The following is a 17,440-nucleotide window of genomic DNA, read 5'->3' on the forward strand; positions in this document are numbered from 1 at the left end:
GTCCTCAGCCGTCAATAGAGGTGGAGATGGGAGTGGCGGTGGAGATGGGGGTGGAGGTGAAGCTGGAGGTGGCGGTGTCCGGCGTGTCCGGTGCCCGGGTGAGTACAGCGAGCGGGGGTGCTCCGGGGCGGGTGGGCAGAGCGCGTGCGGTCATCCCGGACTCGGCGACCACGTCCTTCAGCCCGAAGGGCACCCACCGGTAGGAGTCGTGCACTTCGCGCTCCGCGTCCGTGGCGTCGTCGCGGTAGACGCGCCAGGTGGAGTGCAGGCGCATCACACCGTCGTCCGTCTCGTCCGGTGCTCCGCCGAACGACCACTCGTAGCGGTGCCGTCCGGCGGTGGCGGTGGCGAGTCTGGTCTCCGGGAGCGTCAACGGCTCCTCGAACTGCATGAGTTCGACGACCACCAGGCCGCCGAGGGCCAGCCGCCGGGACAGCCGCTGCCACAGCAGCGCCCGTCCGTCGGCGTCGAGGTGGCCGAGGACACCGCACAGCAGGACGACGCTGACCCGGTCCGGAAGGTCGAGGTCGGGCGCGGCGTCCGCGGTGACGGTGACCCGGGAGCGCAGGTCCGGGTCGCTGAACACCCTGCTGGTGAGCACGGCGCGCATGCCGACCGCCGGTTCGCAGGCGAGGATCTCGGCGTCCGGCCGGGCACGGGCGACGGCCTCGGTCACCAGGCCGGTGCCGGCGCCGATGTCGACCACCGGTCCGGTGCTCAGGTCGGCGTCGGCGAGGAGCGCCGCGATCGCGGGCGCGCTCGCGGTCGCGGTGTGCTCGGCGGCGACGAGGTCGAAGAACTCGGCGGACGGGGTGTAGGCCGAGTCCCCCGAAGCGGCGCGGCCCGTCTCGGCGCGGCCCGTCTCGACGCGGCCCGTCTCGACGCGGTCCCTCTCGGCGCGGCCCGTCTCGGCGCGGGGCGCGTCGCCGCGCGGCTGCTGCGGGGTGGGGAAGACGTCACTGACCGCGAGGGGCCGCGGGGTGGCCGGACGGACGATCTCGGGCGGTCCGAGCCGTGCGGCGAGGTCGGTCCAGATGCGGCACACGGCGAGGTCGTACTGCCCCGTGCGCAGGGCGTCGCCGCCCTGCTCGACGGCTGCGCGGAGCCCGTCGAGAGCGCTGCCGACCGCTTCCGGCCACAGGTCGGAGAAGACGGTCCGGAAGGTGCCCGTGGTGCCGACGACGGCCGTGGTGCCCAGGCCCAGGTGGCCGGTGCCGGGTCCGTCGAGGACGAAACGCCGGTCGGCGTCCCGTCCGACGTGCAGCCGGGGACTCCACAGCACGGGGCCGTGGGTGTCGGCCAGGGTGAGGACGCCGCCTTCCGTGCCGAGCGAGATCCGGTGCCAGTGCAGGGCGTGGTTGTCCCGGTCGGAGGGGTCGAGCTGGTGGTGCACCCGCAGGGTGAGGGGCACGCCCGCGAACACGCCGTGCAGGGAGCGGAACGGCTGCGGGCCGATGTCCGCGGGCAGCGGTGCCGGGTCGGCGAAGCGCCAGGGGCGCAGGGTGCCCGTCGCCCGGCCGAGGATGTCCACGAGCGGGTGCATCAGGTGGACCGGGGTGGCGGCGTCGACGAAGAGCGGTCGCTGGTGCGCGACGAGCCTGCGGGCGGCGTCGACGAAGGCGCGGACCGGGGCGACGTGCGGGTAGTGGGTGTTGAGGCGGTACTGCACGCCCCGGCGGCGCGCGTGCTTCAGGTTGTCGGTCAACTCGGTGAGGTGGACGGGGTGTTCCTGGAGGACGTGGATGCCCCGGTCCATGAGGGCGCGGGCCAGCTCGGTGCCCCGGCCGCCCGAGATGGCGGAACTCACCGCCACGCAGGCGGCGTCGATCCCGGCCGGGAGGTCGCCGACGTCCGTGTAGTGGGGGACGCCGAGTCGCTCCGCGTACGCCCGGGAAGCGGCCGAGCCCCGGCTCAGGAGGCCGGCCAGCGCGTATCCGGGGCGCCGGTGTGCCGCCTCGGCGTAGAAGCGGCCGAAGTTGGTGCCGCAGACCAGCACCCGGAAGGGCGTGGAGGGGGTCACAGCACACCCTCTTCCACCTGGTCGGCCCCGGTCGCCGCGCCGGTGAGCCGGAGGTCCGCGGTGCCGCGGGCGCGCAGGTGCCGCACCACGGTGCCGGGGTCCAGCACGTCGCAGGCGAAGTGCACTCCCGGGGGCACCTGGGCCCGCAGCACCGCGTCCACCGCGAGCGCTCCCACGGTCGCGGTGAGCCGGTAGCTGCTGGCCGCGCGCAGGGTCAGTCCCGCGCTGGCCGGCCGTCCGGACGCGGTGCCCGACAGCGCGAAGTCCATGACGTAGAAGGGCGACCGTCCGGCCAGGTCGAGGCCGGCGGCGAGGAACAGCCGGTCCGCCAGCTCCGCCGGGTCGTCCCCGGCGGCGAGGCGGCCCGGCAGCACGGTGAGCAGGGCGCGTACGGCGGGACCGGGGTGGACGTTGTACCAGTCGAGCCGGTCGAGGCCGAGGACGGTGGCGAGGCGTTCGCTCTCGCCGCTGAGGTAGGGCTGGAGCGCCACCCGGCCGGGGAAGGCGTGGTGTTCGGTGTCCTCGGCGGTGCGCAGCGCGCGCGGGACGCGCCGGCCGCCGCGGACGGCGGCGAGGGCCTCGCCGTAGGCCGCGCCGTCCGCGCCTCCGGAGGTGAGGGAGAGCATGAGGTCGTGCGCCACCGTCGGCGAGCAGGTCTCCAGGCCGCCGCAGTGCGCGGTCAGCGCGGAGACGCTGTCCAGGCCCTGCCCGGCCAGCCAGCGGGGCAGGAGACTGGACAGTCCGGGCAGGGCCCCGGCCGACAGGACGGCCGTACGGCCGTCGCGGGCCGGGTCGCCCGCGTCCAGGAGGTCCTCGGCGGCCGGGTCGTCGCCGGCCACGTCGACGCAGTGCGCTCCAGCGGCGAGCGCGGCGGATGCCACGGTGGCGCGCAGCCGGTAGGTGGGGCCGGCGCAGTTGAGGACGATGTCGCAGCCCTCGGTGAAGGCGCGCAGGCCGTCCGGGGCGGTGGCGTCCGCCCACACGGTCTCGTCGTGGCCGCCGGGGTTCTCCTCGGCGACCGCGCACAGGGCCGACGCGGTCCGGCCGCCCAGGCGGAGTCCGGTGTGGCCGAGTGCGCGCAGTTCCCGTACGGCGGCCCGGCCGACCGCTCCGGACGCGCCCAGGACTCCGATCACGGGCTTGGTCATCGGGTGATCGCCCCCTGGGTCAGCTCACCGAGGGTCTTGAGGATCCCGGGTGCGTGTTCGACGGACAGGCAGCTGTAGTGGTCGCCGCCGATGTCGACGATGTCCAGGTCGCCCAGGGTCAGTTCCTCCCAGTAGGCGGTGACGGCGTCCTTGCTGCCGGGGAAGGGATAGGCGCCGTCGTGGCGCAGGAAGGTGATGTCGCCCGCGTACGGCTCGGCGTCGTAGCGGGTGATGGCGAAGACGCTCTGGCGGAAGGCGAGGAAGAGCCGGGTCATGTGGTCGGGTGCGTAGGTGCCTGCCGAGGCGGGCACCGCCTCGCACATGCGGGCGATGCGGGTGGCCCGGGGAACGTCGGCGAGGCGCCGGAAGCGGCTCGCGACGTCCTCGAACTCCCCCGGCAGTGCGGCGAGTCCGCCGTCCGGCAGGATGCCGGGACTGGTGGCCAGGGCTGCCTCGGCCGCCGCGGCCACCTGGTACTGGTCGTCCGGGAAGCCGAGTGCGGCGGGGTCGATGCCCATCATGACGGCGAAGGAGTACTCGGCGAGGAGTTCGTCGTCCAGGCGGAAGCGCGGGCTGTGGCTGCTGATGACGGTGAGGCTCTCCACCTCGGCCCCCGACTCGGCCAGGTTGCGGGCCACTTCGGTGGCGATCAGGCCGCCCAGGCAGTAGCCGACGACGTGGAAGCGGCTGCGGCCGTCCGCGGTCAGCGCCCGCGCGTAGTCGGCCGCCATCTGCTCGATCAGTCCGTCGGGCGGTGCGGCGAGGAAGGCGCTCAGGTCCGGGACCTCCACGCCGACGACTTCGGCGAGGCCCGGCGAACGGCGCCTGATCTCGGTGATCAGCGCCCGGTACGGCATGATCGTCGCGGTTCCCGCGTGCACCAGCACGGTCGTCGGCTCGTCCTCGGAGCGCGAGCCGTGCAGGTGGATCACCGGGTCCGTGCGTGCGGCGCCGGGCGCGGGCGCGTCCGGGGCGCCGGTGAGGCCGCGCAGGAATCCGGCGAGACCCGCGACCGTGGGGCGGCGCAGCATGTGGCGCAGGACGACCTCCCACTCCAGGTCCGCCGCCTGCGGTATCCGTTCGCGCAGCCGCCCCACCATGCGGGCCACCAGGAGCGAGTCGCCGCCGAGGTCGAAGAAGTCGTCGTTGCGGGTGACGCGGTCGACGGCGAGGAGTTCGGTCCACAGGTCGGCCAGGCCGCTCTCCAGCTCGTCCTTCGGCTGCTCGTCCACGACGACCGGTGCGCTCTCCCGGGGCAGCCAGGACCGCATGCGAGCGCGGTCGGTCTTGCCGTTGGCCGTGCGGGGCAGGGTGTCGACGACCTGCCACACCGTGGGGAGCATGTACTCCGGGAGCCGGGTGGCCGCCGTGCGGGCCAGCTCCCCCACCGGGACGTGGTGCCGGTCGTCCTTCATCGTGGCGATGAACACCTCCTGCCCGGTCAGTGCCAGGGCGTCGTCGGCGTCGGGCAGCGAGGTGACCTCGGACGCCCCGTGTCCGTCGAGGAGTTCGCGCCACTGGGTGTGGGTGAGGAAGGACTGTCCGGTGTGCTCGCGCACGTCGGTCCACGCGCGGCCGGCGACCTCCAGGAACTCCATGGAGACCAGCAGCGGGAGGTTCTCGTCGCGGGTGTTCTCCACGAACACCAGCTGCCCGCCCGGTACGAGCAGTTCCCGCAGCCTGCCCACGGCGGCGTCCGCGTCGACGGCGGCGTGCAGCGTGTTGGCGCAGACCACCACGTCGAAGGTGTGGGGCAGCAGGTGCTGGGCGCGCGGGTCGTCGTCGACGTCGAAACGCTGGTAGCGGACCCACGCGTGGTCGGCGAAGCGCTCGCGGGCCTCGTTCAGGAAGAACGCCGAGGGGTCGGTGAACAGGTAGTCAACGCCGTACTCGGCGAGGACGGGCACCAGTTCGCCGGTGGTGCCGCCTACGCCGCCGCCGACCTCCAGGACGCGCAGCCGCTCCTCGCCGGTGTGGTGCGCGGCGATCTCGCGCAGCGCGGCGACCACCGCGCGGTTGAGGTGCCGGATGGCGAGGTTGTCCCGGTAGGCGGCGTCCGCGGCGTCCGTCGCCGCGCCCGGGAAGAGCAGGTCCCGGATGCCCACCTCCCCGGAGACCAGCTCGGGCAGCCGCTCGGCGCAGGTGCGCATGACGGTGAGCAGTTCGGTGCTCCACCCGACCTCGTGCTCCAGCTCCGCGGCCAGCCGCCACCGGCGTTCCGCCTCGGGCGCGGGGACGGGGACGAGGCCGGTGTAGGCGTCGCCGGTGTGCTGCTGGGTGAGCCGGTCCCGGGCGGCGAGGGCCCGCAGCCAGCGGCGCACGATGTGCCGGTGCCGGGGTGTGGCCCGCAGTGCCGTGCCCACGTCCTCCGCCGTGCGCGCCGCTCCTCCGTCGAACACTCCGGAGGCGGCCAGGACCCGGGTCATCTCGGCGACGGCCACGTCGTCGAGGGCGGCCAGGAAGTCCGTGAGCCGTGCGGCGTCGACGTCCACGGAGGCTTCGCGCACGGCGTCGGCGGCGGCCGTGCGCGCCCGGTGCCGGCTGACCGCGCGCGCCTGGTCGCGGCCGGCCACCGGGGACTTGTCGTCCTGGTGCGCGGTCTCACCGCCCTTGCGGGCCGCCTCGCCGTCCTTGATCGCCGTCTCACCGTCCTTGCGGGCCGTCTCCACGAACGCGGCCAGGCGTCGTCCGCCCGCCGCCGAGTCGTCGACGACGACCGCGCCGGCCGCGACGGCCGGGTGCGCCTGTACGGCGGCCTCCACCTCGGCGAGTTCCACCCGGTAGCCGCGGATCTTGATCTGGGCGTCCTCCCGGCCCAGGAACTCGATGGTCCCGTCGTGGAGGTACCGGCCGAGGTCGCCCGTGCGGTAGAGCCGTTCCCCGCTGGCGGGGTCGGTGAGGAACCGCTCCGCCGTGCGTTCCGCGTCGCCGAAGTAGCCCAGGGCGACGCCCGCGCCGCCTATGTACAGCTCGCCCGGGACCCAGTCCGGCCTTGGCCGCAGGTGCCGGTCGAGCACGGCGAAGGTCTGGTTGGTCAGGGGCGTGCCGTAGGGGATGCTCGGGCGGGCGGTGTCCACCTCGCCGATCGGGTGGGCGATGGACCAGATGGAGCCCTCGGTCGCTCCGCCGAGGGAGACGATCTCCAGGCCCGGCAGGAGTTCCCGGGCCTGGTCGGGCAGCGAGACCGGTATCCAGTCACCGGATATCAGGGCGAGGCGCAGTGTGCCGTCGTCGGTCGGGGGCTCGGAGCGGAGCCAGTCGCACAGCATGTGGAGCTGGCCCGGCACGGAGTTCCACACCGTGACGCCGACGTCGCGGACCAGTTCGGCCCAGTGCGAGGGGTCGCCGCGCCGGTCGGCCCGGGGCAGGACGAGGGTGGCGCCCACGGCGAGCGGTCCGAACAGGTCGTAGACGGACAGATCGAAGCCGAGCCCCGCGATGCCGAGGACCCGGTCGTGTCCGGTGACGGCGAAGCGGCGGTTGATGTCCTCGATGGTGTTGAGGGCGGCCCGGTGGCTGATCATCACGCCCTTGGGCGTGCCGGTGGAGCCCGAGGTGTAGATGACGTAGGCGAGGTCGTCCGGATCACGGTGGGCGGTGACCGTCGCTCCGTCCGCGGCGGCTTCCCCGACGCGGTCCACGGCGACGGCCGACACCGTCGCCGGGAGGTCTTCGAGGTCGGCGAGCCAGGACTGGGTGAGGACGGTGCGGACGCCCGCGTCCGCGATGATCGTGTCCCGGCGGGCCGGCGGCTGGGCCGTGTCCACGGGCAGGTAGGCGCCGCCCGCCATGAGGGTGCCGAGGACGGCGACGGCCTGCTCCCAACCCTTGTCCATCCAGATGGCGACCGGTTCCCCGGGGCGCAGTCCGCACGCCGTCAGCCTCTCGGCGACACCGGCCGCGCGGGCGGCGAGCTGCCGGTAGGAGAGGGCCAGTTCGGGGGTGCGGACCGCGATCGCGTCCGGTGTGGCCCGTGCCTGGGCGAGTACGGGTTCGTGGAGCAGGGCGTCCGGCAGCGGGCCCTCGGTGGCGTTGACCGCGTTCCGGCGTGCCGCCTGCGCCGCGGGCAGGGCGGTACGGGCCGGCGTGTCCCAGGCGGCCTCACCGGCCTCGCCCGGGGCGGAGAGCGACCGTACGAGGGCCGTGTACGCCTCGAACATGGCGTCGGCCACCCCGTGGGCGAGCGCGCCCTCGCGGATGTCCCAGGACAGGCTCAGCGCGTCACCGCGGTGCATGACCTGGCAGTCGAGCCACACCTGGGGCGTCCGGGTCACGGCGTACGTCACCTCGGGGGGTACGCCCTCGGAGGTGGCGCCGGTGCCCAGGGCGCTGGTGAAGACGACCGGCATGAGCACCGGGGCCCCGGCCCTGCGGGACAGCTCCGCGAGCACGTCCGAGCCGGTGAACAGCGGGTGTGCCAGGTCGTCGAGGAGCTGTTCCCCCACGGCCCTGGTCCGCTCGGCGAAGGCGGCCGGGGCGTCGAGGTCGACGGCGAGGAGTTCGAGCGAGGTGAAGTCGCCGACGAGACGGTCGATGTCCTCGTGCAGGGCGGGCCGGTCGACGGTGGGCACGTTGAGGGTGAAACGGCTGGTCCGCGACCAGGCGCCGACCGTCTCGGCGTACGCGGCGAGCAGGGCCGTCGACACGGTCAGGCCGCGCCGCGCGGCCCGTTCGGTGAGCCGGTCCCGGTCGGCCGCGGGCAGCAGCACCTCCAGCCGCCGGAATGCCACCGCGTCGTCGGAGGCCGGGGCGCGGCCGGCTTCACCGGGGTCCGTGACGGCGGCCTCCCAGGTTTCGGCGAGGGGCAGTTCGGGGGCGGGCGGCAGGGTGTCGAGCCGTTCCGTCCAGTAGGCGCGGTCGCGGGCGTGGCCGTCGGTGTCGGCCAGGGCGCGGCGGGCCAGGACGTAGTCGCGGAAGGTGATGCGCGGTGCGTCGGAGAGGGGGGTGCCGTCGTAGCTCCGCCGGAACTCGGCGAGCAGGAGGCGCAGGCTCGCGTGGTCGACGACGAGCATGTCGAAGGCGAGGTGGAGCACGGCCCGTTCGGCGGTGCGGGTCACGTGCACGTCGAAGAGGGGCCACTGGTCGGCGGGCGCCTCGCGGGTGGACAGCCGGGCCCGGGTGCGCCGCACCCGCGCCTCGGCGGTGGCGGCCGGCAGCCCGGTCAGGTCGTCGCTCCCGACGGTGAGCGCGGGCACGTCCGGCAGCACCTGCTGATAGCCGTCGTGGTGGATGACGGCGCGGAGCATGTCGTGCCGCCGGACCAGGTCCCGCCACACGGAGGTGACGCGGTCGACGTCCAGGTCGGGGTACTCCAACTCGACGTAGGCGTGGCAGCCGACGCCTCCGTAGGCGTAGGCGTCGGTGCGGCCGATGAGGTAGGCGGCCTGGATGTCCGTCAGCGGGAACGGTTCGTGGCGGTGGCCGGGGTCCGCTCGCAGCGCGGGCTCCGTCGCCTCCAGGTGGCGCAGGATGGCTTCCTTGTGCGTACGCAGTTCGGCCCGGTGCGTGTCCGTGAGCGTGCCCTGCGGGGCCCGGAAGCGCAGTTGTCCGTCCTGGGCCCACAGCGTCACGCCGTCGTCGGCGTATCGGGCCAGCAGTTCAGCGATGTTCACAGCTCTCCGGTCTCGTAGGCGGTCCCGTGGGCCGCGAGGGTGCGGGTGATGTCCGCGGCGAGCGCGGCGACGGTCGGCGCGGCGAAGAAGCGGCGGGCGGGCACGGTGGCCCCGAAGCGGCGCTCGATCGCGGTGAGCAGGCGCAGCGCGGTGAGGCTGTCGCCGCCCACGGTGAAGAAGTTGGCGGTGCGGTCCCGCACGGCGTGCGGCAGGTACTCGTGCCAGAGCGCGGCGAGTTCCTGCTCGGTCCCGCCCCGTGGCGGCTCGGCCGCGGCGGGGGCCGTCCCGGGTCCCGCGAGGCCGGCCAGGGCGGCCCGGTCGACCTTGCCGTTGCCGGTCAGGGGCAGGGCGGGCAGGAGCAGGATGCGGGACGGGACGGCGTAGACCGGTACCCGCTCGGCCAGCAGGCCGAAGAGGTCCTCGGTGAGTCCAGGGTCGTCGGTGAGTCCGGGGTCGTCGACGGGCTCGACGCCCTCGGCGAGCGGCGGCTCGTGCGGTACGGCGAACGCGACCAGACGCCGGGCGGTGCGCTCGCCGACGGCCACGACGGCGGCCCGGGCGACGGCCGGATGTGCCTCCAACGCGGCTTCGACCTCGCCCGCCTCGATGCGGTGTCCGGCGATCTTCAGCTGGCTGTCGAGGCGGCCCAGGAACTCCAGCAGTCCGTCACCGCGGAACCGGCCCAGGTCGCCGGTCCGGTACCAGCGCCGGCCGTCCCGTTCGACGAACTTCTCGGCGGTGCGTACCGGGTCGCCCAGGTAGCCGCGGGCCAGTCCCGCGCCGCCGATCCACAGCTCGCCGGGCGTCCAGTCGGGACAGTCCCGGCCGTGCCGGTCGACCACGCGGTAGCGCTGCCCGGTCAGGGGACGTCCGTAGGGTATGGAGACCCACCGGGGGTCCGGCTCGTCGACGGTCAGGGTGTTGGACCAGATGGCGGCTTCGGTGGCTCCGCCCATCGCGACGAAGGCGCAGGGCCGCGCGGTCCGGGCCCGCAGCCGGGCGGGCAGGTCGAGACCGATCCAGTCGCCGGAGACCAGCGCGGTCCGCAGTCCGGCGAGCCGGCCGCCCTGCCGCCGACCGCGTTGCCGCCGGCCGCCGCCGTCCCGGTGATCCTGTTCATCCCGGTGATCCTGCCCGTCCTGCCCGTCCTGCTCGTCGGCGTCGAGCAGCAGGTCGAGCAGCGCCGGGACGGTGTTCCAGAGGGTCACGCCGTACCGTTCCAGCAGGCGTGGCCAGCGGGCCGGTGCGCGGCGCTGGTCCTCGGTGGGCAGCAGGAGGGAGCCGCCCGCGGCGAGCAGGCCGAAGACGTCGTACACGGAGAGGTCGAAGTCCAGGGCCGACAGGGCGAAGACGCGGTCGTCCCCGGACACGCCGTGCCGGGCGTTGATGTCCGCGATCGTGTTCCAGGCGGCGGCGTGGGTGATCTCGACGCCCTTGGGCTCACCCGTGGACCCCGACGTGAAGATCACGTAGGCGAGCGACTCGGGAGCCGTCCCGCCCGGCGCGGGCAGCGGCTCGCGGCGCTGGGTGTCCGCGAAGGACAGGGTGCGGGGGCCGGTGCCGTCCGGAGCGGGCCAGCTGCCCAGGACGACGTCGAAACCGGCCGTGGCGCGCACCCGTTCCAGTCGTGCGGCGGGCTGTTCCAGGCTCAGGGGGACGTAGGCGGCGCCGGAGGCGAGGACGCCGAGGACCGCCGCGATCTGTTCCGGGCCCTTGGGCAGCGTGACCGCGACCAGGTCGCCGGGACGCACGCCCGCGTCGGCGAGCGCGCCGGCGGTGCGCAGCGTCTGCCCGGCGAGCGTTCCGTAGGTCACCTCCTCCCCCGCCGTCGTGACGAGGGCGATGCGGTCGGGAGCGGTCGTCGCGTGCGTGAAGAACGGCTGGTGCAGGGGCCGCGGCGGCGCCGGTTCCAGGGCGGCCTCCCGTGCCGCGCCGGTGCGCCGTTCGTACTGGGCGGCAGGCACCAGGTCGGGGAGCGGCGCCTCCCAGTCGCCGTCCACGAGGTGCCGCAGCAGGCGTTCGTACGCGGAGAACATCGCGTCCAGCACGCCCTCGGTGAACAGTTCCTCGACGGCGTCCCAGGTGACGACCAGGTTCCCGGACTCCTCGGTGACCTGGTTGTCCAGGCAGACCTGCGGGGACTGGGAGATGCCGTAGACCTTCGCGGGCAACCCGGTGCCCTCTCCGGCCAGCGTCGCGTCGCCGACGCCGATGGCGCTGGTGAACACCACGGGCGCGGCGGCGTCCACCGTGCCCGTGCGGCGGCCGAACTCCCGTAGCAGCCAGTCGATCGGCACGTCGGCGTGGTCGAGGTCCTCCGCCTGACGCCGTTGCAGCGCGGCGGCCGCCGTCCGCCAGGGGGTGCCGCCCTCGCGCCGGTGACCGGCGAGGGAAAGGGAGGTGAAGTCGCCCAGCACCCGGTGGATGTGGGGGTGGACGTCGCGCCGGTTGAAGAGGGTGAGGGTGACGGTCACCGCGTCGGTCCCGCTCCAGGCCGCCAGGACCTCCGCGTACAGGGCGAGCAGGACGGTGGACGGGGTCAGGCCGTGCCGGGCCGCGTCGCGCTTGACGGCCTGCCAGTCCTCGGCGGGCAGGCTCACCCGGCGTCGGGTGAAGACGGGTGCGTCGAGCGTCGCCGGGTCCCGGTCGAAGGGCAGCGCGGGCGGTGGCGGCAGGTCCGTCAGCCGGGCCCGCCAGTGGGCGCGGGCCCGCGCGGCCGACTCCGGGTCCGCCGGGAGGCGGGTCAGGTAGTCGCGGAACGACACGCCCACCGGCGGGAGTTCGTGGTCCGGGTCGGCGTAGAGCGCGTTCAGTTCGGCGTAGAGCGTGGTGATGGAGAGCGCGTCGAGCACGAGGTAGTCCAGGCCGATGCCGATCCGCGTCCGGACCCGGGTGTCCTTCCCGTCGGCGCCGTCGTCCGCGTGGTAGCGCACCGCCTCGACGGCGAAGAGCGGCCAGCGGGCGGGGTCGCGGACCTGCTGGGACAGCCGGGCGCGCAGACCGGCCAGGGCCTCGGCCGCGTCGTCGGCCCGGGCGTCCGTCACCGGTACGCGCACCGGCGGTACGTCGGGCAGCACCCGCTGGTGGCCATCCTCGACGACCGCGCGGAGCATGCCGTGCCGTCGGACGAGGGTGTTCCAGGCGCGCTCCAGCCGGTCCAGGTCGACGTCGGTGCCGTCGAACTCGGTGTAGTGCCAGGTGCCGACGCCGCCGAGGGTGAACCGGGGGTCGCGGCCGGTGTGGTAGGCGGCCTGGACGTCGGTCAGCGGGAACGGCTGGTGCGCATGGTCCGGGTCGGGCACGAGGACGGGAGCGGTGGCCGGTGCCGGCGCTTCGTCGGCGGTCGTCGTCGGCCGCAGCGTCCGGCAGAAGTGCTGGAGCACGGGGCGGGCGAAGAGGTCGGCCACGCGTGCGCCGGGGAAGCCCGCGGCGCGCAGCCGTCCGATCACGCGGGTGGCGACGAGCGAGTCGCCGCCCAGCAGGAAGAAGCTGCTCTCGCGGCCCACCTCGGCCACGCCGAGCAGGTCGGCCCACTCGGCCGCCACGGCGGCCTCCACCGGACCGGCCGGCGCCGAGGTGCGGGGCGCCTCCTGGCCCGCGGCCTCGGTCAGCGCCCGGTGCACGGCCGTCCGGTCGAGCTTGCCGTTGGCGGTCAGCGGCAGGTCGCGCAGGACGAGGACACGCTCGGGAACCATGTGGGCAGGGAGGCGTTCCGCCGCCCGCACACGGACCTCGTCCGGGTCGGGTGCCGCGCCGGGCGCGGACACGGCGGCGGCGAGGTGACGTACCGGTGTGTCGAGCACGCAGGCGACCGCGTGCCGGACGGCGGGGTCCTCCTCCAGCGCGGACTCGACCTCGCCCAGTTCGATGCGGTGGCCGCCGATCTTCACCTGGTGGTCGGCGCGGCCGAGGAACTCCAGCACGCCGTCGGTCCGGTAGCGGGCCAGGTCGCCGCTGCGGTACCAGCGCTCACCGTCGTGGTCGACGAAGCGGTCCGCCGTGCGTTCGGGATCCGCGCGGTAGCCGTTCGCCACCCCGGGGCCGCCGATCCACAGCTCGCCGGGGACGAGATCGGGGCAGTCGCGTCCCCGTCCGTCCACGACACGGGCCCGCATGTTGCGCAGCGGAACGCCGTAGGGGACGGACCGCCAGGCGGGGTCGGTCTCCTCCACCTCGAACACCGTGGAGTGGACGGCGGCCTCCGTCATGCCGCCGAGCGCCACGAAGCGGCAGCCGGGGACGAGGGCCCGGAGCCGGCGGGGCTGGTCGAGCCCGACCCAGTCCCCGCCGAGCAGCACCATGCGCAGACGGTCCCCGAGGCCCTCGTCCTCCCCCGCGGCCAGCAGCAGGTCCAACAGGGCGGGCACGCACTGCACCAGCGTCACTCCGTGCGTGCGCACCAGCCGCGCCCAGTGGTGGGCGTCGCGGCGGTGCTCCTGTCCCACGGCCACCACCTGACCGCCGAGGGACAGCGGGGTGAAGATGTCCCAGGTGGCGAGGTCGAAGTCCAGCGCGGAGATCGCGAGGGTGCGGTCCGCGGGGCCGAGTCCGAGCTGCTCCGCCATCGCCTCGACGGTGTTGACGACCGCCCGGTGCGACACCTCGACGCCCTTGGGCAGCCCCGTCGAGCCGGACGTGAACAGCACGTAGGCGGGCAGGGCGGGGTCCGGTCGGACGACCGGTGCGGGGCGGATCGCCGACGCGTCCTCCAGGAGCAGCACCGGAGCCGGGGAGACGTCCTCGCACAGGTGGGCGTGGTCCCGGTCGGTGAGTACGGCGGACGCGCCGGCCACGGCGTGGATGCGCCGCCGCCGCACGGCGGGTTGCTCCACGCCGACGGGGGCGTAGGCCGCGCCCGCGGCCAGGACGCCGAGCACCGCGGTGATCTGGTCGGCGCCCTTGGGCAGGGTCACGGCGACGGTGTCGCCCTCCCGTACTCCATGGTCGCGCAGCAGCGCGGCGATTCGCCGTGCCGCGCGGGCGAGTTCGCCGTAGGTGAGCGGGGCGCCGCTGGTGCGGACGACCGCGGTGCGGCCCGGCTCGGTCTCGGCGAGGCGGAAGAAGCGCGTGTGCAGGGCGCGGTCCGGCACGGGGGTGGGGGGCAGGGCCGCCACCGCGCGCCGGGGCAGGACGTCGGGGGCGAGCAGGCCGTCCACCGGCCGGGCCCAGGCGTCGGGATCGGTCACCAGCCGGGTGACGAGGCGCCGGTAGGCGTCGAACGCGGCGTCGGGGACCCCGGCCTCGAACACGCCGTCGCGCACGTCCCAGTTGAGGAGGAGACCGCCGTCGAGTTCGGTGACCTGGGCGTCCAGGTACACCTGCGGGCCCTGCGAGATGATCCAGGAAGGCCGCCCGAAGGACTTCTGGACGTCCTGCTCGAAGATCTCCCCCAGTCCGATGGCGCTGGTGTACACGACGGGAGCCAGCACCGGGGCTCCCTCGGCGCGCGCGAGGTCCCGGAGCACCTCCACACCGCCGTACGCACCGTGGGAGATGCCCTCCTGAAGCCGCTCCTGGAGGCCGCGGGCCTGCCGGGAGAAGGGAAGGGGGGCGCTCATGTCCGCGTCGAGCAGGACCGAGCTGCTGAAGTCGCCGACCAGCGCGGCGACTTCGGGCGCGAACAACTCCCGGTCGAACAGCGGGAGGTTGAGGAGGAAGCGCCGGCTGTCGCTCCAGGCGGCGATCACCTCGGCGAAGGCGGTGGCGAGGGCGGCGGCGGGGGTCAGACCGTGCCGCCGGGCGGCGCCGAGGAGCGCGGCCTTGTCGGCGGGGCCGAGCCAGTGGTGCAGGCGGCGGGAGTGGGTCAGCGTCCGGTCGTCCGCGCCGACCGGGGTCATGGGGTCGACGGTCGTCGGCAGCCGTGGGGCCCGCGGCAGCTCCGGCAGCCGCTCGCGCCACCAGACGGCGTCCCGCTCGCGTTCGGTCCGTCTGCGGACGGCGTGCTCCGCGAGGTAGCGCCGGTAGTCGAGGCCGAGTGCGGGCGGCGAGTCGTCGGGACACTCGTAGAAGCGACGCAGGTCGGACAGGAGGACCCGCAGGCTCAGCGCGTCACCGGCCATCATGTCCAGGTCGATCTGGAGGCGGGTCCCGCCGTCGGGGAGCAGGCACAGGGCGGCGCGGAAGACGTCACCGGCGCCGAGGTCCGGGCGGGCGTGCGTGTTGCGTTCCCGCAGCCGCTCCAGCTCGGCCTCGGCCTCGACCGGGGTGCGTGCGCGCAGGTCGTGGACGGTGAGCGGCGCACCCGGAGCACCGAAGCGCTGCCGGCCCTCGCCGTCGAAGACGGCCCTCAGCATGCCGTGCCGCAGCACCAGCGCCCGCAGGGCGGTCCCGAGCCGGGCCGGATCGACGTCGTGGCCGTCGAGTTCGACGTAGAAGTGCGCGGCGACGCCCCCGAGGGGCTGTCCGTCCTGGCGTCCGATCCAGTAGGCGTGCTGCATCGTGGCCAGCGGGAAGGAGTCCGCGTGTGTCTCGGCCGCGACGGCGTCGTACGGCACGGACGGGGCGGACGGGGCGCTGTGCGCTGCTTCGTCGCTCCGCGTACCGGCGAGCAGGGTCGTCCAGTCCCGCAGGGTCGGGCTGCTCGTGAGGTCCTGGAAGGTGACCGTGCTGCCCTCGCGCCGCCAGGTGCCGACGAGGGACATCAGCACCAGTGAGTCGAGGCCCAGTTCGAAGAGGTCACGGTCGTCGTCCAGTTCCTCCGGTGCGATGTCCAGCGCGCGTGCCACCGCTTCACGCACCGCGGCGGGCGCGTGGCGGTCAGGGCTGCTGGTGTCTCCTTCCGCTGTCCGCGCCTGGACGACTGCTTCATCGCTCACTGGTGCTGCCTTCCGGTCGGATGAGTGGGAGCTGCGTCGAATGCCGCCGACGCCGGGAGCCGTCACGGCGCAGGGCGGAACCCCCGCTAGATTGAAATGATTATCATTTCTATACTTCACATCGTAAACACACGACGGGACTCGGCGCCAGAGCCTGAGGCCCGGCAATGAGAGGCAGAGCCCCATGACCGAGACTCAACGGACCTGGTCCGAGGCCGAGTCGGCGCGCTACCGAGCCGCCGGACACTGGCAGGGGGTGACCTTCGGCGCCCGGCTGCGCGCTCTTGCGGCCGCTTGCGGCGGACATGTCGCCCTGGTCGACGGCGACCGGCGGTGGACCTGTGCGGAGTTGGACGCCGAGGCCGACCGCGTCGCGCGCGGACTGCGCGGGCTCGGGATCGGGCGGGGTGACCGCGTGGTCGTCCAGCTCCCCAACCGCGCCGAGTTCCTGCTCGTCTGGTTCGGGCTCCAGCGGCTCGGTGCGGTCCCGGTGCACGCCATGCCGGGACACCGGCGCCGGGAGATCGGCCACCTGGTGCGCGTGGCGGGGGCCGTCGCCTGCGTGGTGCCCGACCGGCACGCCCGGTTCGACCACCGCGAACTGATGCGCGAGGTACGGGCGGAGCAGGGTCCGGACGGTGCGCTGCGGCACGTCGTGGTGGTCGGGGACCCGGGGTCCGACGAAGGCTTCGTCTCCTTCGAGACGCTGCGGACGGACGCGTCGTCCGCGTCCGGTCAGGAATCCGGCGACGACGGCGGAGCGGAGGCCGCCGATGTCGCCCTCCTGCTGCTGTCCGGCGGCACCACGGGACTCCCGAAACTCATCCCGCGCACACACGACGACTACTCCTACAACGCGCGTGCCTGTGCGGAGGTCTGCGCGGTCGACGCGCGGACCGTGTACCTGGCGGTGCTTCCCCTCGGGTTCAACTTCACGTTCGCCTGCCCGGGTGTGCTGGGCACCCTGCTGGCCGGGGGAACCGTCGTCGTCGCGCCCGACCCCAGCCCGCAGACGGCGTTCGCGCTCGTCGAGCGGGAGGGCGTGACCCTGACCTCGCTGACCCCGCCGCTGGTCCCCCACTGGATGGACGAGGCCGCGTCCGGTTCCTGGGACCTCGGCAGCCTCTCGGTGGTGCAGGTCGGCGGTGCGCGGCTGCCCGAGGACCACGCGCGCCGGCTCGGCCCGGCGCTCGGGGTGACCGTGCAGCAGGTCTTCGGCATGGCGGAGGGCCTGATCAATCTCACCCGCCTCGACGACCCCGAGGACCTGGTCTGCGCCACCCAGGGGCGGCCCGTCTCGCCGGACGACGAGGTGCTCGTGGTGGACGCCGACGGCAGGCCCGTGCCGGACGGTACGGCGGGGGAGCTGCTCACCCGTGGCCCATACACGCTGCGTGGCTACTACCGCGCCGAGGAGCACAACCGCACCGCGTTCACCCCGGACGGCTACTACCGGTCCGGCGACGTGGTGCGGCGCCTGACGTCCGGTCACCTCGTGGTGGTGGGGCGGATCAAGGACCAGATCAACCGCGGCGGCGAAAAGATCGCCGCCGTCGAGGTGGAGGAACAGCTGCTGACGCATCCCGCGATCACGGCGGCGGCGCTGGTCGGTGTGCCGGACGAGCGGTGGGGCGAGCGGTCGGTCGCCTTCGTCGTCTGTGCGGGTACGGCTCCGGGCCCCCGGGAGGTCGCCGCCCACCTCAAGGAGCGCGGACTCGCCGGATACAAGGCTCCGGACGAGGTGGTGCCGGTTCCCGCTCTGCCGCTCACCGCGGTCGGGAAGGTCGACAAGGCGGCGCTGGCACGGCGGTTGCCCCGTCCGTAGGGCGCGGCGCGGAGGAGCGC

At 74.4% G+C, this 17,440-nt stretch carries 5 protein-coding genes; 1 reads left to right on the forward strand and 4 read right to left on the reverse strand.

The annotated features are described in order from the left end of the window. Positions 1-4: 4 nt before the first annotated feature. From ACIRGB_RS10150 to ACIRGB_RS10165, 4 genes are read right to left on the reverse strand one after another with little or no spacing between them, the layout of a single operon-like run. A complete protein-coding gene (locus tag ACIRGB_RS10150; protein ID WP_403861121.1) occupies positions 5-2,020 on the reverse strand; it encodes a Gfo/Idh/MocA family oxidoreductase in 2,016 nt (671 codons plus the stop codon). Beyond that, entirely contained in the window at positions 2,017-3,168 is a 1,152-nt protein-coding gene (locus ACIRGB_RS10155; protein ID WP_403861124.1) for a saccharopine dehydrogenase NADP-binding domain-containing protein, read from the reverse strand. Before ACIRGB_RS10155 ends, ACIRGB_RS10150 begins: the two co-directional genes overlap by 4 nt. Further along, a complete protein-coding gene (locus ACIRGB_RS10160) occupies positions 3,165-8,780 on the reverse strand; it encodes an amino acid adenylation domain-containing protein (protein ID WP_403861127.1) in 5,616 nt (1,871 codons plus the stop codon). The genes ACIRGB_RS10155 and ACIRGB_RS10160 overlap by 4 nt, the downstream gene beginning before the upstream one ends. Next, a complete protein-coding gene (locus ACIRGB_RS10165) occupies positions 8,777-15,595 on the reverse strand; it encodes an amino acid adenylation domain-containing protein (protein WP_403861130.1) in 6,819 nt (2,272 codons plus the stop codon). Before ACIRGB_RS10165 ends, ACIRGB_RS10160 begins: the two co-directional genes overlap by 4 nt. Before the next feature lie 184 nt (positions 15,596-15,779). On the opposite strand from ACIRGB_RS10165, the gene ACIRGB_RS10170 reads away from it, so the two are divergent. Then, complete coding sequence (locus tag ACIRGB_RS10170) at positions 15,780-17,420, forward strand: (2,3-dihydroxybenzoyl)adenylate synthase (protein ID WP_403861133.1); 1,641 nt, start codon at positions 15,780-15,782, stop codon at positions 17,418-17,420. The last annotated feature ends 20 nt before the right edge of the window (positions 17,421-17,440 follow it).

Origin of the sequence: Streptomyces sp. NPDC102490 (assembly GCF_044765285.1) — a bacterium.
Classification (GTDB): Bacteria; Actinomycetota; Actinomycetes; order Streptomycetales; family Streptomycetaceae; genus Streptomyces.